The organism is Methanosarcina subterranea (genome assembly GCF_055385895.1).
This window is the reverse complement of record NZ_AP042426.1, coordinates 3851845-3875479: the sequence shown is the minus strand read 5'-3', so window position 1 is coordinate 3875479 and position 23635 is coordinate 3851845. Positions and strand designations below refer to the sequence as shown.

Annotated in this window: 16 protein-coding genes; 13 read left to right on the top strand and 3 right to left on the bottom strand. The window is 44.1% G+C overall.

Translation table 11 applies throughout. The features are described 5' to 3' along the window. The first annotated feature begins 1216 nt into the window (after positions 1-1216). From ACZ5A8_RS16770 to ACZ5A8_RS16750, 5 genes are all read left to right on the top strand, one after another. A complete protein-coding gene (locus tag ACZ5A8_RS16770) occupies positions 1217-2395 on the top strand; it encodes a hydrogenase small subunit (RefSeq protein WP_464530453.1) in 1179 nt (392 codons plus the stop codon). A 7-nt stretch (positions 2396-2402) separates the two neighbouring features. Next, complete coding sequence (locus ACZ5A8_RS16765) at positions 2403-4190, top strand: nickel-dependent hydrogenase large subunit (RefSeq protein ID WP_464530451.1); 1788 nt, start codon at positions 2403-2405, stop codon at positions 4188-4190. 15 nt (positions 4191-4205) lie between these two features. After that, the gene (locus tag ACZ5A8_RS16760; protein WP_229391341.1) at positions 4206-5018 is read left to right on the top strand and encodes a cytochrome B; all 813 of its coding nucleotides are present in this window, start codon (positions 4206-4208) and stop codon (positions 5016-5018) included. 158 nt (positions 5019-5176) lie between these two features. After that, complete coding sequence (locus ACZ5A8_RS16755; protein WP_464530449.1) at positions 5177-5662, top strand: hydrogenase maturation protease; 486 nt, start codon at positions 5177-5179, stop codon at positions 5660-5662. 324 nt (positions 5663-5986) lie between these two features. Beyond that, positions 5987-6514 carry an SRPBCC family protein gene (locus ACZ5A8_RS16750; protein WP_464530447.1) on the top strand — a complete coding sequence of 176 codons (528 nt, stop codon included), beginning with the start codon at positions 5987-5989 and terminating at the stop codon, positions 6512-6514. Positions 6515-6540: 26 nt separating this feature from the next. Here the strand turns inward: ACZ5A8_RS16750 and ACZ5A8_RS16745 are convergent, their stop codons facing one another. Then, complete coding sequence (locus ACZ5A8_RS16745; RefSeq protein ID WP_464530445.1) at positions 6541-7518, bottom strand: peptidoglycan-binding domain-containing protein; 978 nt, start codon at positions 7516-7518, stop codon at positions 6541-6543. A gap of 365 nt (positions 7519-7883) precedes the next feature. Between ACZ5A8_RS16745 and ACZ5A8_RS16740 the strand changes: the two genes are divergently transcribed. The 4 genes from ACZ5A8_RS16740 (at position 7884) to ACZ5A8_RS16725 (ending at position 11964) form a co-directional block, all read left to right on the top strand. Next, positions 7884-9050, top strand: coding sequence for a hydrogenase small subunit (locus ACZ5A8_RS16740; RefSeq protein ID WP_464530443.1), 1167 nt, complete (start codon positions 7884-7886; stop codon positions 9048-9050). Next, positions 9050-10840: a nickel-dependent hydrogenase large subunit gene (locus ACZ5A8_RS16735; RefSeq protein WP_464530441.1), complete on the top strand. Its 1791-nt coding sequence runs from the start codon at positions 9050-9052 to the stop codon at positions 10838-10840. The genes ACZ5A8_RS16740 and ACZ5A8_RS16735 overlap by 1 nt, the downstream gene beginning before the upstream one ends. Positions 10841-10851: 11 nt before the next feature. Continuing rightward, positions 10852-11643, top strand: coding sequence for a cytochrome b/b6 domain-containing protein (locus ACZ5A8_RS16730; RefSeq protein ID WP_464530439.1), 792 nt, complete (start codon positions 10852-10854; stop codon positions 11641-11643). 171 nt (positions 11644-11814) lie between these two features. Further along, the gene (locus ACZ5A8_RS16725) at positions 11815-11964 is read left to right on the top strand and encodes a hypothetical protein (RefSeq protein ID WP_464530437.1); all 150 of its coding nucleotides are present in this window, start codon (positions 11815-11817) and stop codon (positions 11962-11964) included. A gap of 108 nt (positions 11965-12072) precedes the next feature. Here ACZ5A8_RS16725 and ACZ5A8_RS16720 read toward each other — a convergent pair whose 3' ends face one another. Continuing rightward, positions 12073-14658, bottom strand: coding sequence for a PAS domain S-box protein (locus tag ACZ5A8_RS16720; RefSeq protein WP_464530435.1), 2586 nt, complete (start codon positions 14656-14658; stop codon positions 12073-12075). A gap of 223 nt (positions 14659-14881) precedes the next feature. Between ACZ5A8_RS16720 and cgi121 the strand changes: the two genes are divergently transcribed. Beyond that, positions 14882-15412: a KEOPS complex subunit Cgi121 gene (cgi121, locus tag ACZ5A8_RS16715; RefSeq protein ID WP_464530433.1), complete on the top strand. Its 531-nt coding sequence runs from the start codon at positions 14882-14884 to the stop codon at positions 15410-15412. A gap of 129 nt (positions 15413-15541) precedes the next feature. Here cgi121 and ACZ5A8_RS16710 read toward each other — a convergent pair whose 3' ends face one another. Further along, on the bottom strand, positions 15542-16264 hold the full coding sequence (locus tag ACZ5A8_RS16710) for a type 1 glutamine amidotransferase (protein WP_464530431.1): 723 nt from the start codon (positions 16262-16264) through the stop codon (positions 15542-15544). Between the two features lie 281 nt (positions 16265-16545). On the opposite strand from ACZ5A8_RS16710, the gene glpX reads away from it, so the two are divergent. From glpX to ACZ5A8_RS16695, 3 genes are all read left to right on the top strand, one after another. After that, positions 16546-17634: a class II fructose-bisphosphatase gene (glpX, locus tag ACZ5A8_RS16705; RefSeq protein WP_464530429.1), complete on the top strand. Its 1089-nt coding sequence runs from the start codon at positions 16546-16548 to the stop codon at positions 17632-17634. Between the two features lie 325 nt (positions 17635-17959). Beyond that, on the top strand, positions 17960-19267 hold the full coding sequence (locus ACZ5A8_RS16700; protein ID WP_464530427.1) for a tRNA (N(6)-L-threonylcarbamoyladenosine(37)-C(2))-methylthiotransferase: 1308 nt from the start codon (positions 17960-17962) through the stop codon (positions 19265-19267). Between the two features lie 238 nt (positions 19268-19505). Continuing rightward, positions 19506-23630, top strand: coding sequence for a DUF7286 family protein (locus ACZ5A8_RS16695; protein ID WP_464530425.1), 4125 nt, complete (start codon positions 19506-19508; stop codon positions 23628-23630). Positions 23631-23635: the final 5 nt, after the last annotated feature.

Here is a 23635-nt window from a genome sequence, read left to right as displayed (position 1 = left end):
TGTGGTATACGGGGATATACGGGAACTAAATCACTGGATTTTATAAAAATAAGTATATTAATAATTTTATTTTGCACAATTGTATAGTTCTCTTTTATATCCTTTTTGTTTTTTAATTTCGCCTTCAAAATTTATACATGTTTTTTGCTCTTATTTTAGAGCAGGCCAGGAAACTCTGATAATAATACTCTAAAATCTGTTCTGACTATTTTATGGGTGTTTTTATCCAATATTTGTATCAAATTATTAATATTTTAAGCCCTTTCTTAACGTTTTCATATAAAAAAAGCTATTTTTTTCAAAACGTTTCTTTACTTTAAAAACTTCCTTATGCACTTTTTTCAAAAATGAGGGTGCTAATAAATTGTCATTTGGATGGTTGACAATAATGCAGAAATGAGCACGGTTCTGCGTACACTGCTGATTAAGGCTCCATGTGTGGATTTACATAACTCAAAAAACGATCGATAGGGAAGCATTAATCAGTACGAAAGTAGAGGTTAATCAACTGAGGATACAGGTATCTTGATACTGCATCTGAGAATAGATAAGAACACAAGTATAAGCCGCTGATTATCAAGTACATAAGGCTTAAAGTACGAGTTCAAGGCTTTGTACATCTACAGGCTGAGAGTATAGTTACGGGTTGATGAGTTATTAATATGTAGGTTAACAATAAATAGAGGGATTCCTCAGGGAATAACTGTGAAAATAAGAGGTTCAGTTTTTTCTGGAACCTGACAGGGGACAAGTCATACATTATGCTTGTCGTGAGTTTACTCCTGTTATTAAATTTCCTTCCCGTATTGTAAATGGTTTTTGTTTTCTCTGGAGGCTTATTAATTTTGTATTGATTCTTCATATTTTGTGTTACAAATCTCCGGTTTCAAGTCATATTTTTACATTTCATCTTGAATTTCTGGATAGAGAATTCCTCTAAAGAGGGAATTATTTTTTTTCTTTAAGGCTAGCTGGTCCTGCTAAAGTGTCTTTTACCGGTTTATCATGTATGTTAAGATGGATTATTTATTTAAACAAACTATTATATTTTTATGTTTATTAAAAAAATTCCATCTACCGTATTAATATATTTATCACATCGTGTAAAAAACCTTAAATACTATTCCCTCATTGAAAACATTATCGGTATATTTATATACTCATTTATATAATTTCAGTGGAAATTAAAATCAAGATTTTCTTTCGTACATATAATTTGGGTAAAAAACAAGATGTGGTAGAGATGAGTACTGGAATGAAGAATCTTATCCGTACACTGGATAGTTTAGACTTTTTAAAACTAGACCGGCGTACTTTCATGAAGGCTGTAGGCGTGCTTGGTGCAACTACATTCCTCGGCACCTATAAAACAGAGATTGTAAGTGCGCTTGAGTTTGCAGAGACAAAGATTATCTGGCTTCATGGTGCTGAGTGCACCGGCTGTTCCGAATCCATTCTAAACGGGGGCAATCCTGATATTGTCCAGGCAATCAGCAAGCTCAATGTTAACATTGCTTACCATGAGACTCTCCTTGCCCAGCAGGGGCTATTTGTCGACGGCAAGCCTGTAAACACTTCTGAATTGAACTCGGAGCTTTTAGTTGACGAACTTATCGAAGAAGGCAACTATATCCTTGTTGTGGAAGGTGCAATTGCAAACGGTCCGGACGGCTCGGGGCGTTACTGCGTTATCGGGAACAGGACTTTTAAAGAACTCTTTGAAAAAGCTGCAACACGTGCAAATGCTATCCTTGCAGTTGGAACCTGTGCCACTTATGGAGGAATTACCTGTGCAAGCAGCGCTGTTTCCGATGTTCTGGATTACAGGGGAGTAGCTTTTACAAAGGAAGAAAGTTCAAAAGGCATGCTCACAGAGCTTGGCATTCACAAACCTGTAATTAACATCCCTGGATGTCCTGCACACCCTGACTGGATTCTCCTTACCCTGGGTGCGGTAATCCTTAACAAGATTAAGATTCCTGACGACCTGGATACCGTCCTTGATAAGTATGGAAGACCCACTGTTTTTTTCCCTACTGACCACACAGTGCATGAAAACTGCCCCCGCCGCGGTTACTATGACCGTGGAGAGTTCGACGAGCAGATTGGCGGAGAAAAATGCCTCTGGAAATTAGGCTGTAAAGCTCCTTACTCTCACGCAGACTGTGCCATTCGCCGCTGGAATGGTTCCGTAAGCATGTGTACTCAGGCAGGCTCTCCCTGTATTGCCTGTGTTGAACCCGGCTTCCCGGACTCGGCAAGACCTTTCTATGTTGAAGCTGAAGACAAGGGCGTGCTTCTTGGGGCAAATATTGACACATTATCCAAAGCTGCAGTCGGTGCTGCTACCGTAGTTGCAGGGGTACATGCTGTTCGGAGAATGAAAGGAGAGTGAATAAAAAATGGTAAACGTTACAGTCGACCCCTTAACCAGGATTGAAGGTCACCTTCGCCTGTCCACTGAAGTAAATGCTGAGGGCATTATAACCGATGCCCAGAGCTCCTGCCTCATGTTTAGAGGCTTTGAACGAATGCTGCAGAACCAGGACCCGAGAGACGCAGCCCTTCTTGTCCAGAGGATCTGCGGTGTCTGTCCGACTTCCCATTCCCTCACAGCTGCCAACGCCCTTGACCAGCTCTTCGGCGTGGCTGACACCGTTCCGAAAGATGCACTTGTAGCCAGAAACATCAATCAGGCTCTGAACTTTATTGCAAGCCATGCTACCCATATCTATATTCTCTGGGGCCCTGACCTTGCAAACCCTGCGTACCGTGATGTCCTCACTCCTCTCGGAGAGACCGGAAACGCAGTCTGGAAAGAAATGGTTGGCAGGTTTGCCCCGATCAGCTACAAGATCGATGGGGAAGCTATACCTGCAGGCTCTTCCTACCTTGCAGCAATTCCTGAAAAGAAACGTCTTCAGGAAGCCATTGCAGTCATCGGCGGAAAAATGCCTCATCAGGTAACTTCCTATCCGGGCGGATATACTTACAAGCCGAATGTGGCAGATATTGGCAAGCTTTCTTCTTACTACCTTCAGGTCATGGACTTTGTTTCGAATTACACTCTGAAAGTTCCATTCGATACCTGGATTGAAAACACCTATAAGGCAAGCTCCCCTCAGAAAGCTGTAAATTTCGTGGTTGAAAACCTCAAAGGCCTTGTTGACAAATCCGTAGACTCAAACGACTTCAGTAGAGAAGCCGGCTGGGGAGATGCGGAATTCTATGCTGCCTTCGGTTCCGAACTTGTTGGAGAGACCCTTCTTGACCTTCCTGCAAGCCTCAAACATGACAAAATCGGCGGATACAGCGACCCTTCCAAGATCGCCTTCCTTTCATATGGTGGGTTCTACAACCCTGATAATGGGGACGGATATGACCCGAACAGCCCTGCAGGAGACCGCTTCCTGACTTCAGGCGTAGTAACCGGAAGCCTCGAATATCAGAATTTTGATGCAAGCAAGATTACCGAGAGTGTTGCTCACGCCTTCTATGAAGACACAACTGATGTCCATCCTTCAAAAGGTGAGACCAATCCGTTTACCGATCCTGAAGCAATCCGCTTCGATCAGGGTTCCGAGAGCAGGTACACCTGGAATAAGGCTCCGAGATATGACGGAGTTCCCTGTGAAGTCGGACCTCTTGCACGTATGCTTGCAGCTAAAGAGCCTCTTGTGACCGGACTTGCTCTGGCCTTTAACGAGAACGGTTACTCTGCGGCTAACGTTTACACAAGAATGATGGCCCGCATCCAGGAAACAGCCATTATCGCAAATGAGCTCCTTAAGTGGGTAACTGTCGATTATGACCCTAACGGCAAGATCGCTGTTGACACCGACCTTTCAATGGCAAAGAATTCCGAAGGTATGGGCCTCTGGGAAGCTCCACGCGGCGCTCTCGGGCACTGGGTCTCTACCGACAGCAACTCTAAGGTTATTACCTATCAGCCAGTTGTTCCGAGCACCTGGAACCTCTCCCCGAGAGACGGTGCAGGTGTACCCGGTCCTCTAGAGCAGTCCCTTATAGGGGCAAATATCAATGCCGTAGACAACGCTCTTGGTGTCGATTACACCAATCCGGTTAACATCCTTCATATCGGCAGGTCCTATGATCCCTGCGTTTCATGCGCAGTACACACCATTGACCTTACCGGGAAAAACGCTCCACGTACTTTAAGAATAGTATAAGGAGGCGACCTATAGATGAAATCCAAAGACAACCCGATGGTTGTTGAGCGCTATACCGTCCTTGACAGGACGGCCCACACCATCCATGCTGTGGCAATGCTGGTGCTCATCATTACCGGGTTAAAAATCTACGCAGGCTGGGACTTTATGAGTTTCCACAACGCCCGCGCCCTTCATATGATCATGGTTCCTGCTTTGCTTGCAGTGAACTGGATCCTTATTCCGTACAACATCTTCTCTTCAAGCGAAGGTGGAGTTCAGGAGAAACTGGCACATTTCATGGATCATTATGTCTTCGGTCCTGAAGATGCAAAACGCCTGAAAGCGATAATCCTCAATTTCTTCGGAAAGGGTGAGTATCCCGCATTCACCATTTATGATGAAGTGTCGGGACACTACAAAACCAAACTTCATCCCGTAATGAAGATCCTTATTGTGCTTGAGGGCACCGCCATCTTTGCAATTGCCGTTTCAGGCGTTGTACTTTACAGGCTTGACTGGGCACTTTTCGGGCTCCCTATAGGTTCATGGGTCCTGTCTGCAGGAGACCTGATTGCACCTTCATTCGGGATGAGTTCCCTGCAGTTCCTCAGGGCCTCTCATCTGCTCTTGACGTACTGGTTTATCTTTGAACTGGTTGTCCACGTGGGCATCCTTGAGTTTGACCCGCACGTCTGGAAGTATCACAAAGCAATCTTCTGGTCCGGAAAAGAGGACCTGTCAGATGCTCACTATGTGGAAATTGTTAAGCCCAATCCAAAACACCTTCCTGACAGGGAACTCTGGCACGATTCGTCCGATACGCCTTCTGAAGTCGTAAAAGATTAACGTTCAGAGAATTCCGGAGCCCGGGAAGAATGCAAGGAATGTAATATAGGCATATAGGTTTGCATGGATCCAAAGTTGCTAGAAAAATACGATAGCTAGAAAAATACGATAGCTAAAAAAGAATAATAAACACATAATCAACTCTTTAAAGTGATAATATGTCTATATTACATGCTCCTGTCCGAATCCTGGGCTGCGGAAGCCCTCTAATGGGCAATGATGGCGTCGGCCTGAAAGTTATCGAAGCCCTTAAAAAAACGGAACTCGAAGGACGCGAAGGCCTTGATATAGCGGATGCAGGTGTCTGTGGGCTTGATCTCCTTAACTTGCTTGACGGTGCGAAAAAAGTCATAATAGTCGATGCAGTTCTGACAGGCAGTCGGAAAGGTTCGATACATCGTATCGAAGGCAGGGACCTGATAAAAGGTGCTGAACCGCACACCCTTGTCTCTGTGCACGACCTTACAATTACCGATGTTTTGAGAATTGGAGAGCAGGTACAGTCGCTTCCGGAAATTGTGGTAATAGGGATAGAAATCGGAGAATTAGCTACTGAAATTTCCTGTGATATCAGTCCTGAAGTCCTCGAGGCTGTGGATGAAACTATAGTGCTTATCAGGGACGAGCTTTCTTACACTCCTTAATCTATTTTTTGTAATTTTTGGTTTTTCTTTTTGGTTTTTCTTTTTGACTTTTGTTTTGACTTTTGTTTTGACTTTTGCTTTAATTTTTGCTTTGATTTTTGCTTTGGCTTTTTTCTGTTTTACCTCAAAACCCTTTCTCATTGATTTATTGGCAGAATTTCTTTATTTTTGATATACTATACAAAAATCAATGGAAGATCAATATAAAGATACAAAACATATATTAACAGATTCTTTTTAATTTAATATATTTATTTGATAAATTAACAGATTTTTTTAATCTAATATATTTATTTGATAATTTTATAAACGAGGGGGAAAACAATGTCAAAATCTACTATCAAATTAATGATAGGAATGCTTTTTTTCCTATTAGTTCTCCATGTAGTAAGGCTTGTCTCTGTAAATACATCTGTTACTCATAAAGATATTCAGGCTGAAGCAGTCATTAACGCATCTGCTTCCAGGGTGTGGCAGGTGTTACTCGATTTCAAGGCATATCCTCAGTGGAATCCCTCTATTCAGAATATGACCGGAACTCCAAGTCCAGGTGAAAAGCTGACAGCTAAGATGCGTGCGGGAAATCTCATTATGACATTGCATCCAACCGTTCTTGTCGCGAGGCCTGAAAGACAATTATGCTGGTTGGGACGTCTTTTTATCCCCTGGATATTTGACGGCGAGCACAGCTTTGTCATCGAACCACTGAATGAGAATCAGGTGCGTTTCATTCAACATGAGGAATTTAACGGGATACTGATCCCATTTTCTACTAAATTGCTTAAAGATACGAAAAGTAGCTTTAACGAGATGAACCGGGCGCTTAAAGAACGTGCTGAGCAGGCAAATTAAAAAAAGGAAAGATTTTTTCTTTCCGCTCAAAAATTATCTGGATCTCCTGGTACCCAGGTACTGTAGAGATACCACTCAAGTAAAGCTGTATCATCACTATCCGTTTCAATCTCAAATCTCCAGTTAAAAGGCTCTTTGCCAACCATGGAGAATTCGAAAGTGGCAGTTGTTTGAGACAAAATCATAGCTTCTTGAGCTTCTCCAGTATTGGCTTTTATCCGGATAGTTGATGCAAGAGCATGGATATTTTTCACCTCAAAGTGCATTGATTGGCCACCCTGGACTTCAAAGTAACTATCCCCACTCCATATCCCTGACGAATGGAATTTTCTGCCCTGGCTGTCAGCCTGCGGGGGCAACGGAGTTACAGGTGAAGTTACAGGTGCAGTTGAAGGCGGTGTTGTTTTTAAACGCCTGGCTGCACTCTCCGGTTGAGCTGATACCTCCGGTACAGGCGGAACAGGTGGTGCCTTTACCGGTTCGATCACAGGCGCACTTACTCGCTCTACAACAGGAGCCTGTACTGGCGGAACCTGAGGCTCCTCTACTATTGGGACCGGAGGCGCTCTTACAGGTTCCGGATAGTCCCCGGATAGTCTAACCGCAGATGCCCTGGGTGGTTTAACCGGAGGCTCCGGTACCAATGGAGTTGGAACCTCAGAAACATATGGTTCTGTTGCTGGTGAAACTGAAGGTTCTTGTACTACCCTGGGGAATTCCGCGTCCAGACTTTCTATAGTATCCTGCCCTATTACCCCATCAACCTTCAAGCCGCGTGCCTCCTGGTAGCTCCTGACAGCCAGTTCAGTTTCGTCGCCAAAGATACCATTGGCTCCAACTTTGGGCACAGGAATGTCCAGAATTATCAGAGCTTCCTGAACTTTTTTTACTGCTGAGCCGCTATCGCCTCTGCGAAGAACCCTTTCTTTGTCATAGCAAGCCTCTAAAACCTCGTCGCCTGCAAACCTCGACGATTTTAAATCGTGACCGTCCCCAATAGTCATATTCTATTCCCCACATTATCCATAATTCTACTCCCTATAGTATGCAGCGCGTATTGTTTTTTCCATATTACACTGCAGATACTAGATTTAAAATTTCAATATATAAACTGGTCATTAAAATATATAAATCTTTAGAAAAAACCATATTTATTTTGAATGTAATTAGACTGTTTTAATAAATTGAAGAATAGCCATGACAGGCGGTGGTTATACAGTTTGGATGACCGTGTTCAAGGGCGTAATAGTCTTTTAATACAATAGGGTTTATGTTTTATTATATTTCTATATAAAAATTATTTATTTTCTTCGGGGGAAGTAGAACGAGTGGAGAATCTTTACTTGAAAAATTTAAAAATCTTGATTTCATGATGATGGACCGCCGAACCTTTATAAAGGCGGTTGGGGTACTGGGAGCCTCGCTGTTTTTACAAACATATAAAAGCGACATGGCAAAAGCCCTTAATGAACTCCCTGAAACTAAAATAGTATGGCTCCATGGGGTAGAATGTACTGGTTGCAGCATATCAATGTTGGACGGAGAATCCCCTGATATTGTAGAATTACTCCAGATTTTTAATCTAAATCTGCTTTATCAGGAAGTTCTCATGATGCAGCAGGGAATTTTCGTGGATGGAAAGCCAGCAAATAACAGTGAACTGAATTCTGAAATCTTGCTGGATGAGATTCTTGAACACGAAAGAGGCTATATTCTTATTTCTGAGGGTGGAGTCCCGAATGGGCCTGACGGCTCAGGGAAATATCTGATCCTTGGAGGCAGGCCCTATAAAGAGGTTTACGAGAGAGCTGCAAGAAATGCCTCGGTAATTGTTGCAATAGGGCAGTGTGCGACCCATAGTGGAGTAAATGCTGCTGAGAGCGACGTGAATGAGCTTCTGGATCACCGCGGGATTGCTTTTACTCTTGAAGACCCGTCAAAGGGTATTGTCGATCTACTTAGTATCAATACTCCGGTAATCAATATCAATGGTTGTCCTGCTCATCCGGACTGGGTTTTTCTGACGATAGGGGCACTTGCCCTGGGGAAGATCAGGGTGCCTGAAGATTTACCTGAGGTGCTGGATAGATGGAAACGTCCTAAAGTTTTCTACCCTCCTGACCATACAGTGCACGATAACTGCCCACGCCGCGGATTCTATGACCGTGGAGAGTTTGACCTTACTGTTGGGGGAGAAAAATGTCTCTGGAAACTGGGGTGCAAGGGCCCCTATTCCCATGCCGACTGTGCCACTCGCCACTGGAACGGACACCGCAATTTCTGTCCGCAGGCAGGCTCTCCCTGTATCGGCTGCGTGCAGGCAGGTTTTCCTGACAGCACCAGACCTTTTTACGTGGAGATTGAAGATACCGGAATTGTCGGTACTGATCTCGATACTATAGCAGGCGTGGCAATAGGAGGGGCGCTTCTTGCTGCAGGTGCTCACGCCATAAGGAGGACTGTTTTGAAAAAGCCTGAGGAAAAAAAGGATATTTCTGAAGAATATGCTCCAGAAAAAACCGGAGATGAAAAATAATGGTTCAGGTAACCGTAGACCCGGTTTCAAGAATTGAAGGGCATTACAGAATCAACACCGAGGTTGACGGAGACGGCGTAATTACCGATGCCCAGAGCAATGCTTTGCTCTTTAGAGGTTTTGAGAGGCTTCTTCAGAAGCATGACCCCAGGGATGCAGCACTTATGACCGAAAGGATTTGCGGGGTCTGTCCTGTATGCCACAGCATAGCTGCAGCAAATGCTCTGGATGACCTTTTCGGGGTTGCTGACCAGGTCCCCAAAGATGCCCTTGTTATGCGGAATATTCACCAGGGAATGAATCTGATTGCAAGCCATGCTGCCCATATCTATGTGCTCTGGGGTCCGGACCTTGCAAACCCTGCTTATCATGATATCCTGATACAGCACGGAGATATGGGGAGCGCAGTATGGGGGGAATTATCCGGGCGTTTTGCGCCTCTGGTTAATCAGTACAATGGTATCCGTCATCCTGCTGGCTCTTCTTACCTTGGTGCTATAGGCGAACTTCGTCGTCTGCATGAAGCAATTTCCCTTTTCGGCGGCAAGATGCCCCATTCTGTCCTGCAGCATGTAGGAGGAGTGGTTTACTCTCCACACATAGGAGATATCGGAGAACTTGCAGCTTATGTCTCGAAGACTGCGGAGTTTGTTGAAACATTTACTCTCGGAGTTTCTCCCGATACCTGGATTGAAAATACTTACAGGGCTTCTTCTCCGCAAAACGCTGTCGATTTCCTCCTGGAACGCCTGCAGGAACTTCTGGGGAATTCCCTTTCCAGCAATGATTTTTCACACTCCTCCGGCTGGGGAGACGTCCCTCTTTTTGCGGCTTTCGGCTCGGAACTGATAGGGGAACAGCTTCTTGACCTGCCTATCAGTATGAAAATGGATAGGGCAGGAGGTTACAGTGACCCTGATAAAATCGGTTTTCTCTCTTATGGACTCTTCTTCAAGCCTGAGAAAGGGGATGGGTATGACCCTGCAAGCCCTGCGGATGACAGGGTCATTCCTTCAGGTCATATGAACGGGCATCTGGAACTTGAAGAATTCGATTACAGGAAGATTTCGGAGAATATTACCCATTCATTTTATGTTGATGAGGAAGAAGATCGAGCCCCCTGGAATGGGATTACAGTCCCCGAAGGAGATCCCGATAAAATCAATTACACGGGAGGGTCGGAAAGCCGTTACTCCTGGTCAAAGGCTCCCCATTACAATGGTATTCCCTGTGAGGTTGGACCTCTTGCCCGTCTTCTGATTATGGGGGAACCTCTCACTACAGGACTGGTGAGAGCCTTTGAGGAAAACGGCTACTCTCCTGCAAATAACTATACCCGGATGATTGCAAGAATGCAGGAGATCCTTGTAGTTATCCCTGAACTTATGGAATGGATTTTGCAGGATCTGGAGCCAGATACAAAGGTTGCAGTGCATACCGACCTTTCCATGGCAAAGGACTCGGAAGGGATGGGCTTATGGGAAGCTCCGCGTGGAGCTCTCGGGCACTGGATTGCTACAGGTCCGGACTCCATGACCACTCTATACCAGGCTGTGGTTCCGAGTACCTGGAACCTTGCTCCAAGGAACGCGCAGGGAATTCCGAGCCCTGTTGAGCAGGCTCTCATAGGAACTAAAATCTCAGCTGCTGAAAATGCCCTCGGGGTAGACTATGCAAACCCTCTTGGTATCCTGCATACCGCCCGCTCCTATGACCCCTGTCTCGCATGTGCGGTCCATACAATTGATCGAACCGGAAAACATCCGGATCAGATAATCAGGGTGCTTTAAGGAGGCTTGATATGGTACGGTCTGCTGAGAAACCTGCTTCCAGAAGGATGGTCGTTGAACGGTATACCTGGCTTGAGAGGGTTACTCATCTGGTTCATTTACTTGCTATGTTTACCCTTCTTATCACAGGGTTCAAGATTTATTTTGGCTGGGATTTCATGGAGTTTCATACAGCTCGGACTCTACACATGATTGCAGTTCCTTTTTTCCTGGTCGCAAACTGGCTTCTGGTCCCCTATAATGTCTTTTCCTGCGAAGGGCAGAGGTTGTGTTTTAGGGATAGAATAAGGCATTTCAGGGAATCCTACATGTTCGGAGAGGATGATGCAGAACGTCTGTTCGGTATTGTCAGGAATTTTTTCGGGAAAGGCAAATACCCTGCTTTTACGGTTTATGATGAACGCAAGGGACATTATGTTACTAAACTTCATCCCCTGCTCAAGCTGCTTATTATTTTAGAAAGCACTGCAATTGCTGTTATTGCCATAACGGGAATAGTGCTTTACAATATTGCCTGGGCTCCTTTAGGGATCCCTATCTCCGGATGGATTCTCTCTGCAGCCTGGTATATTGCGCCTTTGTTTAACATTGATGCTCTGGGACTGATCCGTTTAGGGCATCTGCTTGCAGGTTACTGGTTTGTCTTTGAACTTGTTGTCCATGTAGGCATTCTTGAGTTTGACCCTGATGTATGGAAATACCATAAAGCAATTTTCTGGTCCGGAAAAGAAGATTTATCAGACAGGCATTTTGTCAAGGTAATTGAAGAAAAGGATCAAAAAGGAGTAATGGAAGAGCATTAATAATAAAATGTAACAAAAGGCTGATCAGCAGAAGATAATTGCAGCGAAGAGCAGGTCGCTAAAAAAGCAATTGCCTGAAACTTCTTTGTTAACCTGAATTTTCAAGCTCAACTATTCAGGTAAGTATGGGGATTTCCAAATGGTTATATACCGTCCATTTCATATTTATATATGGGAATCCAGATGTATGAACTGGCGTCGGTCAGGACAAAAGTCGGCCAGATCATCCTCAACCTTTTTATTCTTTTTTTAATGGTGGTGCTTGGGTTACTTGTGGTTGAGTTTGTTCTCAAATGTTTGATAGTTCAGGGCCCATACTGAAACTTCGGCTTTTCTTTTATTTTCTTTATTATTTTTTTCTAACTTTAATTCTTATCCCATAATATTACTTTCCTCAAACTAACCTTAATTTTATTTCTTCTTTAACTCTCAGGTTACCTTTAATTTTATTTCTTCTCTAACTCTTTCCTCTTCCTTTTCAATTTCAGGGTTATACAAGACCTGTAAGTAATTCGTAGCATTTTTTTCCTGGATTTTGTTTTCAGGTCTTTTCGGAATTCTGAAGATGAAGGTACTGCCTTTTCCGGGACTTGCTTTTACCCATACTTTACCTCCATGGAGTTCGACAAACCTTTTGACGAGTGCGAGTCCAAGCCCCACCCCTCCGTGTTTTCTGGATATGGACTCATCAATCTGTACGAATGGCTGGAAAACCTTTTCGTAGTCAACCTCATGTATGCCGAGACCTTCGTCCTTTACACTGATCTCAACCATATCTTCCCGAAGCTCTGCAACGATATTTACTTTCCCGCCTTCGGAAGAGAACTTAATTGCATTGTTCAAAATATTGTAAAGGATCTGTTTGAGCTTTACCCTATCAGCAATTATGGTTTTCAATCCCTGCCCAATATTAGTTTCTATACTGATATTTTTCTCAACTGAGAGGGGAGAGAGCACTCTCTGAACCTCTTCAATTATTCCGGGTACGTCCACTATTTCATAATAAAGCTCAATATTTCCCAGCTCAAGCCTTGAGATATCCAGTACATCATTGATTACGTCAAGAAGATGGCTACCGCTGTTCGAAATATTTTCAGTATACCTCTTTTGTTTCTCGTTAAGAGGACCAAAAGTTTCACTTAAGAGGAGGTCTGAGAAACCTATAACCGCGTTCAGGGGAGTTCTCAGTTCGTGGCTCATGTTGACAATAAAAGTGGTTTTTGCTTTGTTTGCAGCTTCAGCAGCCATTTTTGCCTGAAACATTTTCTCTTCAGCCTGCTTGCGTTCGGTTATGTCAATTATAATACCGAGAAGCACCGAGTCTTCTTCTGTCACGCCACTAAATACGAACTTGTTGAACATTACCTGGTGTACAGAACCATCAGGAAACTTTAAAGAGGTTTCATAGACCCGGGTTGTTTTATGTTTTACCAGTTCTATATCCATTATATGGTACTTTTCAGCAAATTTAGGAGAGGTAAAACTACGAAGAGAGTTCCCCAGGATTTCCTTTTTTTGCATCCTCATAAGAGTTTCAAAAGCCCTGTTACAGGCAATATATATTCCATTCCTGTCTTTACAAAAGGCGGGTACAGGTATTGAATCCACTAGCTTTCGAAGAGACTCGATCTGCTGAAGCCTTACAATTTCCAGCCTCTTTACCTCAGTGAGGTCCTCTACGAGTACAATGCCTCCGGCAAATCCTGAGTTTTCAGACATTAGAGGCTTGTATGTTATCGCAACAGGTATCCTTTCATTCCTTCCATTTTTATTGCCAGATATATACTTCATATCATAGTGTATAGGAACTTCGGGGAGGTGTGTGGCACTTTTTTCTTCAGGATTTTTTTCTTCAGGATTTTTTTCTTCTAAAAGGTTAAGTAAATTTAAGCTGATTTTTTCCTTTTCATGGTTTCCGACAAGATTCACAAAGCTTTCATTGCATAGAGTAATAACTCCCTCTGTATCGAACTGGGCTATTCCTCCGGGGAACTCTTCAAAAAGCATCCGGTATTTTCTTTCCGAATCCCTCAGGGCTTCTTCGGTATGCTTCCTTTCACTTATGTCCCTTCCGATGGATATTACGGCTGCCTCTCCTTCGTATTCAATTAGCCTGTTGTTGATTTCTTGAGGAATAACCGTGCCGTCTCTCCTCAGGGAGTCCATTTCAAAAATAAAATATCCGGTTTGTTTTAGCTTCTCTATCTGCTGTCCGAACTCGGTAAGGTGGATATTGGTCCGTAAATCTTTAATGTGCTTTCCGAGCATTTTGCTACGTGTATATCCGAAGATTTCACAGGCTACATGGTTTGCTTCCAGAACCCTGCCTTTCATGTCATGTATGAGAATGGAGTCCCCTGAACTCTCAAGTAATGTCTTAAACTTTTTGTCCGGACTTTCTTGCTTTATTCTGAGAAATTTCCATTTTCCATTTCTTCTTGTCAGCAATTTTTCCCCGGCTTCTATAAGGTCGAAAACCTCCCCTGGGGAAAGATCTTCCTCTTTAATCATAAAGAGTGGCCTGATTTTCTTTTCAGGTATATTTTCAGCAAGGATACGTCTTAATTCTTTAAGGGAGCCGGTAATTGATTTTCCAAACGTTTTAACTTCCAGGTTGATGCGCAGGTACCGCCAGTTTCCTGTATGGATAAACTTAATAATCTCTTTTTGCGGAGCCCCTGCTTTCCAATCAAAATATATCTCTGAAACCTCAGGCTGCTTGACAGAAACGGCTGCCGCTTCCTGCAGGGGGATTATCTTGAGCCTTGCTGTTTTTATGCAGTTTTCGACATCCAGCTCCGAGTTTGCAAGCAAATCTTTTGCTAACTCTGCACTTTCAGGGTTCGGGACAAGCCAGATGCAGCGCTCGTTTTGTTGCAGCCCTGCCTTAATATAAGCTGCTGTAAGCTCTGTCCTTTCTTCCGCTTCCTTATAGACTGCAGTAAGGCCATTGGATGGAATAATCGAACAGAAACATAACTCTGACTTGATCCTATCATTTTTTATGTTTAACACCTTCCCGGAGACATATGGACTTAGCTCTCCGAACTGTTTAAGTGCAAAATATATTAGGGACTTTTATAATATATATATAACTACTCTATTAATTTTATTAGTCATTAAGTATATACATCGGAAGAATAAAAACCTTTATATCAGGTCCAGATTGCCTGCTTGCTTTATTACACATTTTCCTCAACCGAAACCCTTATTGTAGAGTCCGGGATATGGCAGGAGTATGGAAATGCAAAGGGAAATCCAGGTTATTTGCGGAGCGGTGGGAATCCCGAACCTTCCCGTTTTTCTAAAAACAATAAACACAACAGCTTCCGAAAACAAAGTAACAATCCAGGGTCTGAATGCCGACCTTATCGCGGGCGAAAGACACCTTCATTTTGCAGTAGGGAAGGCTCTCAGAGCTGTCGCAGCAGGCAGGAACGTTGCAAAAGACCCGGGCATCGAGATCATGCGTTATGCAGCCGGAGAGAGGCAGATTGAAAGGAGTTTTTCTATAGGCCTGCATGAAGGAGAAAATAATGCGGTTTTCGTGCTGCTTGGAAAAATGGATAATTTGCTTCCTGCTTTCTCCGAACTTCAGAATCTTATCGAAGAAAAACCGTGTTCTGAACTGCTTGCTTATTCCAGTGCGAAAAGGAAAGGGATCCTTTCTCTCTTCAAAATTACAGATGCAGAAATAGAAGCCTCAGGAGAAGAACATATCCCGGAACTCGTGATCGAAAGAGTGGCTCTTGCAGACTTCTTAAAATAAGCAGAAATTAAATTGAACAGAACTTAAATCAATGCCTGGATTCAACTTAAACCCAGGCCTACCTGATTTTTAAACACCGGATTATCTTTTTAAGCTCCTATTTCATATTATGACCTTTTCGCCTCTACTTCAATTTTCACACTTTTTCTCAAACCAGTCCATCAGGGAAAAAGCAATATTTCGGGAGCCTCCAAGAAAATGTTCATGCCTGAATATTTCCTCTTTAGACTGGATGAATTTTCCTTCAACAAGCTCGTGCCCCGAATCCTCTATAAGGTTCCCTATCCACTGCCTGTCAGCTTCAGGGTGAAACTGCAGCCCGAGAATGTTTCCTCTATAAATAAAACCCTGATTCAGGCAGGCTTCGCTTTCGAAAAGTCTTACTGCGCCTGCGGGGATTTCAAAAGTGTCTCCGTGCCACATGAAAGCAGTAAATTCAGGAAATAAGCCTGGAGGAAACTCTGAGCTTATCCCTTTCTCATTGTTCGGGTCTTTTCCTGGTAAAAATTTCACCCTGTGCCAGCCTATTTCCTTGAACCTACTTCTGGTAACTTTTCCTCCGAGAACCTCTGCAATCATCTGTGCTCCAAAGCAGCTTCCAAGCACAGGTTTGCCTGTATCTATTACCTTTTTTACAAACTCTTTTTCAGGCTTGAGCCATGGGAACTCCTTTTCCTGATAAACACTCATTGTACCGCCCATTATCAGGAGCAAATCAAAGTCCTCAGGCTCAGGAAAGACAGGTTTTTCATAAAGCAGGGTTTTTGTCAGGCTGTGCCCTCTCAGGGACACCCAGGTCCCTATATTTCCAAGAGTCTCATTTTTAAGGTGCTGGAGGCAGTGGACTTTCATGGTTTTTTCACTTCGGTTGTGAGTGTAATAAAAAGTTTCCGTGTTTAATATTTCCGTATTTATAATTGATTCGGGTCAACCTTGTACTGTCTTATTGATATTTTTATCTGGTTTTCTTCGATAGATATTTCATGAGATAAATATCTGTCTTCGGACCTTGCTAATAGATTCCTTAATATAGTATTGTGCCAACAGATCACATAAACAGACAAAGGGAATAGTTAGAAAAGGATTTTTATTTCAGGATATTATCAGGAAGCAGGAAATAAGAGTCGATTATCATGCCTCATCCAAAGACTGTAGAAGAGATGTTCGAGTGTGCCGGGCCTATTGAATACAACTTACTGCCAAGGCTCATTCATGTAACCGAAGCTGCGGCAATTGCAGCAGCATATCAGATGGGACGCGGGGACAAGCACTTTGCCGACCAGGTAGCAGTTGCCTCCATGCGAAGGATGTTGAACAAGCTTGACATGAAAGGCATAATTAAGATAGGGGAAGGAGAGAGGGACGAAGCCCCTATGCTTTATATCGGAGAAGAGGTCGGGACAGGGAAAGGTAACCTTGAGATTGATATTGCAGTCGATCCTCTGGAAGGCACAAACCTCACAGCAGATGGCTGCCCGGGTTCGGTTGCAGTCATGGCTATGGCTGAAAGGGGAGGTATCTTCCACGGTCCGGATATCTATATGGACAAGATAGTTGTCGGTCCGGATGTCGTTCGTTATGAAATGGACCACCCTGATGAAAGGATCGATCTGGACGCCCCTGTCAGGTACAACCTTCAAATTGTTGCAAAAGCGCTCGGGAGAAGCATTGAAGAACTTGTGGTAGTGATTCTTGACCGTCCCAGACACGTCCAAAAAATAACCGAAATCCGGGAAGCTGGAGCCCGCGTAAGGCTGGTCACCGACGGAGACCTTATGCCTGGCGTTGCAACTGCTGTCCGCGGCTCAGGGATCCATATGGTTATGGGAGCAGGTGGTTCGGGAGAGGCTGTCCTGACAGCCGCTGCAATCAAGATCCTGGGTGGAAAAATCCTTGCAAGGCTTGTCCTGCCAACCGTTGCAAACGGAAAGACGAAAGACAAAATCGAGGAAGAAATAGAAGAAAAAATGCCCAGGCTCGAAAAGATGGGAATCACCCTTGAGAATCTTAATGACATCCTTGATACCGATAGACTTGTTCCAGGAAAAGATGTAATTTTTTCCGCAACAGCTGTAACTCCGGGTCACTTCCTGCGTGAAGCCAACCTCTTTGGTGGCGGAGATGCCAGAGTACACACAGTCTCCATGGGTGCATCCGGAGCTGTCAGGTTCACAGACAGTATTTATATCAAGGATAAGCGGGAGACTCCACTCTACCTGTAAATCCTTTTTTCATCTTTTTATTTCCACCACTTTTTGAAACACGGACCGGTGTGGGTCAGGTATCTTCTCAGGTATCTTCTGGTATAATCAGTGAATATGGATTATGGACATCGTTATAAATATCAGGGCAAACTGTAAAATCTTGAGCCGAAGTATCAATTCGAAGTGTCAAGTCAAAATATCAAGCCACAGTACGAAGTCAAAATGTCAAATCAAAATGTCAGATCAAAAAACCAAATCAAAATGTCAGATCAAAAAATAAAATTAAAAAATAAAATTAAAAAATGTCACGTCAAAGTGTCAAATCAAATTGTGAAGGCAGAGTATGAAAGTCTATCTTGAGAGTTTTGGCTGTTCTGCAAGCCAGGCATCAGCAGAGATCATGAAGGCAAGTGTGGAAAGGCTCGGGCATGAGTTATTGAGCCCTGGCGCTGCCAGTCAGGCAGAGATTTATATATGCAACTCCTGCACGGTCAAGTATACAACAGAACAAAAAATCCTCTATAAGATCCGCATTATGGGCGAGAAAGGCATCCAGGTAATTGTTTCCGGCTGCATGCCCGAAGTCCAGCTTGAAGATATCCTGCATGCAAACCCTGAAGCCCATATTCTTGGGGTAAATGCAATTTCTCGTCTGGGTGATCTTCTCTCCTCTATCGAAAAGAGGGAAAAGTCAGGGATTTCCGGAGGACAGCACCTGGAATTGCGGACTTCGGAGCCCCTGGGTTTCCTTAATGTTCCACGTGAGCGCTCCAATCCCAATATTCATATCTGCCAGATCTCCCAGGGTTGCAACTTCGCCTGCTCCTATTGTATAGTAAAGCATGCAAGGGGTAAGCTTCGCTCTTTCCCACTTGAAGAAATCGTAAAGGATATTCGCTCAGCAGTTGCAGACGGCTGCCGGGAGATCTGGCTCACCTCCCAGGACGACAGCCAGTACGGTATGGATACAGGCGTCAAACTACCTGAGCTCCTGCGCATGATCTCGGAAATTCCCGGCGATTTCAAGGTAAGGGTCGGTATGATGAACCCATTTTCCGTTCTTCCTATCCTGGACGATCTGGTAGATGCCTTCGACTCCGATAAAGTTTTCAAGCTCCTCCATCTTCCGATTCAGTCTGCCTCTTACTCTGTACTGAAAAAAATGAACCGCCTGCATAAAATGGACGCTGTGGATAAAATCATTATGAAATTCCGTTCTCGCTTCGAAGATCTCTCCTTTTTTACCGACATAATTGTTGGCTTCTGCGAGGAAACTGATGAGGATTTCGAAGAAACCGTAGAATGGGTAAAAAAATACCGCCCGGAAAAGATCAATATTTCCAGATACTCCCCGCGTCCGCACACTAAAGCCTTTTCTTTCCGGAACCTCGATTCCAGGATTTCCGTGCAGCGCTCCCACACTCTACATAAAGTCTGTGAGCAGATAAAGATCGAGTCCAAGCACGAGATAATTGGCTGGAAAGGCAGGGTTTTTGTCTCGAAGTATACGGAGATGGGGGATGTTCTTACACGTACGGACTCTTATCGTCCGGTTGTGATTAGCGGCTCCAACCTCGCGCCCGGTGAATATGCTAACGTGGAAATTACGAGCGCGAAGCCCGGCTATTTCCTGGGAAAGATTGTCAGTTAAGGATGAAATGTGTCAGCAAATAACAGTCAGCAAATAACAGTATCAACAAATAACAGTATCAGCAAATAAAATAAATTATTTTTTCCATTTTTTTGATTTGCTTTTTACTTGTTTTTTATTTATCTATCTTTTATTTTTATTTATATGCTTTTCCAATATAAAGGAAACTATTTATGTATAAAACTATCTAATATTTTTTACTCTAATTCTTCAATTCTTTACAATATTTATTTTGCGGGTGAGGCGTATAGCTGGGAAACAATTTATTAAACGCTCTTTTTTCAAATGTTCCTGGTTTTTCCAGGATACCAGCGCCTATATTCCTTATGCCGTAATAGGGATTTTCATTGTCCTTGCTGCAACCTTTACTTCTGTCTACCTTCTGAAAATGGACAGCGAAGTTGCCGAAACAATCTATACTACTGAGAAAAGCGATCCCAGGCAGACGGCTATCAATCTCGCCGTATCTGATCTTTCCCGCTGTCTTAACTATGCCGGGATGGAAGCCCTGGAGTGGCAGGGAGAACACCCTGTGATTTTGCCCGAAGGCTCTCCTGTTGAGAGGTTCTCCGAAGACAATTTTATGGCAGTTCCACAAAACCAGAACCTTGAGAAAGGAGACACCCTTCAAATCTCCATAAGCCTGCCCTCCGATGTCTGGGGTAGAATCGAATCACTCTGGAAAAACAGGGACGTTGTCCTGGTCGTAAAAGATTCTGCAGGGAAGCAACTCAAACGTGTAAATTATGGTAAAGCTACCGGTTTTCTTCAAAGAGTTTCCTTTGATGAACATGTGGAAGTTCCGGAAATTGCAGAAGCAGGATATGCATCCATTGAACTCTACTATGGAGACGAACTCAAAGCCTCGGACTGGTTCCAGATTGAAGCAAGTCCTATAAAGGATATCACGGCAGAATCTTTCAACAGGCTGCTTTCGGCAAACTACCAGGGCAACAGCCATACCTTCAGGGAATATGCCATTAATGTGGAACCTGATATAGAACCCGAGCAAATAAAGGTAAGAAAAGTTGAAGGAACCCTTCAGCGGGAGATTTCCCCTGCGGGCAAAAGCTATACGATTTACTATATTTTTGAAATTCCTGTTTTGAACTATACCCTTATAGACCTTGAATCCGGAGAAACGTTCAATATGAGCATGAACCTCTCCACCCTTATCACCTCAAGGGAACCCCTGCTCGAAGAGCTTGTCAGGGAATATGAAACCGCACTCGGAACATCTTCAGGCCTGGACTCAACTTCCAATATCGTGCTCGGGGCAACAAACCTGAGGACTTTTATTTACGGCCCCTGGCAACATTATGCAAACGGCCCTTTGAACATCCTGACAAATCCTGCCCTTGCAAGTTCTGTCAATGGAGCCATACTTTACACTCAGAAAAAAATCTTTGACTCGGTTGACCCTCTGGCTCTTACATACACCACTTACTATAATGGAAAGGTCCTGTATGAAGACGTCCGCGCTTCCAGCAGTGCAAAGACCAGCCCGAACCTGCTGAACTCAACCACTTCGAATGTCTCTGTGATTCCCTATGATTATGAAACGGATGAAAGAGTGAATCTCACGACTACATATTCTTCCTTTGCGCAGAACAAATCCTTTTCCCTGGAAGTGGAAAAAGGTATAGAGAAATCCCTTTTGGGATCAAACACTTCCTACGACGAGCTTTCCGAGTATGCGGAAATAAATGTCTCAGCTTCAGACTACACAGAAGGAGTCCTTGACGGCTGGGTCTTCAATGACCATGTGTGGGCAAAGGAGAATCCTGACCTTATTCACACGGTTACAAACAGCGTCTACACTGCTCCTGTCCAGGGACAGATTTTAAGGGACGGCTTTAATTCCCCTGACCCTCTGGCTTCAACAATCACAGCGGATTTTGACCGGGATTCGGTTTCATACAGTGGGCACACTATCAGCTGGGATTCTGATTATCTTGCATCAGGTACGCATGCAGGGTCACGTGTGCCCTCTTATCCCTGGAGTGACTCTGTTACAAACTTCTATTCGGAGACTCTGGATCCTGAAATTGATCCTCCAAGAGGGAAGCTAAAAAGCTGGCAGATTATAGGTGCCTCTGTCAGCTTGAGGTCCGTAGAGATAGCTGACGTAAGAGTTGAACCTCACTACGAGTACAGAGCTAATGATCTGCTTGTTGCCGAAAACAGAACAGGTGACGGCTATCTCAGCAGAGAAAACCACATTTTTGATTGGGGCGTCCGCTATGATATCTATTATAGAATCAGGACAACGTGGAGAATTAATTATGATTATACATACACATACGTCTGGCACACGGTCAACCATCACGCGGACGGCACCACATCCATAGAAGCAAATTATGCCTCATCCAGCGGCTCTGATTCAGAGACTATAAGCAAGGCCGATTCCGAATCTCTTTTCCACACAGAAACCGAATCCGAAAACCTTACAGTAATTTATCACCAGCGTCCTCCGACAGGCGGCTACAAGGGCATATCTACCTATACCGATCCTGTAGAAAGGGAATACAGGGAAACAACCCTGTACGCAGCCGGTGCAGAAAGGTTTGACCCCTGTTGTTCCGACGCTGCAGATAAATACAGAACTGCTTACGTGGACCTCCGAACAATCCAAAGCGCTTTCTGGGCTTACCCTGACAGGAAGTATCTTGCACAGCGTGCTGTCAACTGTGATATCCCACCCTGGCTGCACAGGGTGATGGCCGAAGAAGTGCTGGCAATGCTTGATGCTGTTGAAAAGGACAACCCCACTTTCAACTATTCTCTCCTTGAATCCCCTGGCCAGGACCCTACAGACCTTCAGGTGAAAACTGCCGAAAAACTTGTTCTTGACCTCAAAGCAAGCCGGGAAGCCTATGTAAACAAAAAGCAGCACCTCACCCATGCCGGGAAGATGTACACCTCAAGCGATTCTGCCCGATACATTGCAAGAAACGAAGCCTACAACAGGCTGCTTAAAGACATCGAACAAAAAAACAAAAAACTGGATACCAACCTGAACTCTTACATCCTCAAAGCCCTTGAGAAAAAAGGCCTCAGTACCGGCGCGTTTGATAGTGTGACCTCAGGTCCCATGACCCTTTTCGACAACCCTGCAATAGATAGGGCTGCCTCTGCTCTTGGAAAGGATATGGGCATTATCTCCACAATGACAGTAACAGGCCAGCCCGAAAGCAAATACAACTGGACTGAAAACCTGACCCTCATAGTTGACCAGAAGCCGAACTACCTCTATCACGACCCGGACTTCGATCTCAGAGGGGAATACGAATGGGCTGACTCTATGGGAGGGAAAACAATCTACCCACTCGGTGTCCGGAACACCTGCATTTTCACAACCAATATTTCTGAAGAAATTGCAGACGCCATATCCTCAAGTGGCGAATACGTAAAGACCAAAACCTCCAGGCAGATCAGCCAGAGCATTTCCACCCTGAACACAGAAGTTAACCTGCTGGAGCAGAACCTCAGCGAACAGGGAGTTTCTTTAGACACAGCCCGCCTTAATACGGAAGTCCACAACCTGAAACTGGTCTATGCACGGGAAATGAGGCTTCAGATTACTGAAGAAGTAGCTGCCGAAGTAAGCTCAAACCCTGTTATTTCCGGCTGGATCAAAAAAGACCGTGTCCGTGCAGTCACAACTGGTTATCTTAACAGCCTCTCCGATGAAGAATTAATTGAAAAATCTACTACAGACCAGCTCGCAACCGAACTTGCATCTATTGTAAAAACAGAAATCCGGAATTCAAACCCTTCGGTTGGATCTGATGAACTTGAAGCAACTCTGAACAGGGTAGATACGGATGTTAGAATGGGTGTTGCAAACGGCATCTGTGCAGTCACAGCAAGTAAGGGTGAGGCTCTTGATATTCTTTTTGGGAATATTGACGGTGAGCTGAAAAACCTGGCAGACGAGACCGTTGATAGGTATTCGGGGGAGGTGGCAGATAAGGTCACAAAAAGGCTGGATAGGACGATGGCAGCTGTTCCCTGCGGGTTACCTGTATTACCTCCGCATTGGATTTTTACGGTAAATGTGTGGACGTACGAGGTGAAAGGAGAATATGAGGCTTTTACTGTTGTCGATAATGATAATGAGGTGATTCCTAAACCCTATTTCGGGCATAAAGGTCAAAAATATGTTAGAAAATATTCCGAAATCTACGATCCTATAAAAACTGATGAACAAGGATATAGTCTGAAATTAGGGACCAATGCTCCGATTAATTTCAAATTTTCAGGATATGCTGTCACAGTTGTTGGTCCTGGTCCAAAGGGGGTAGGGGATAAAGACGGTGGAACCTTTGAGCAATCAGTTGGATACGAAAACCTAACGTAAAGTAA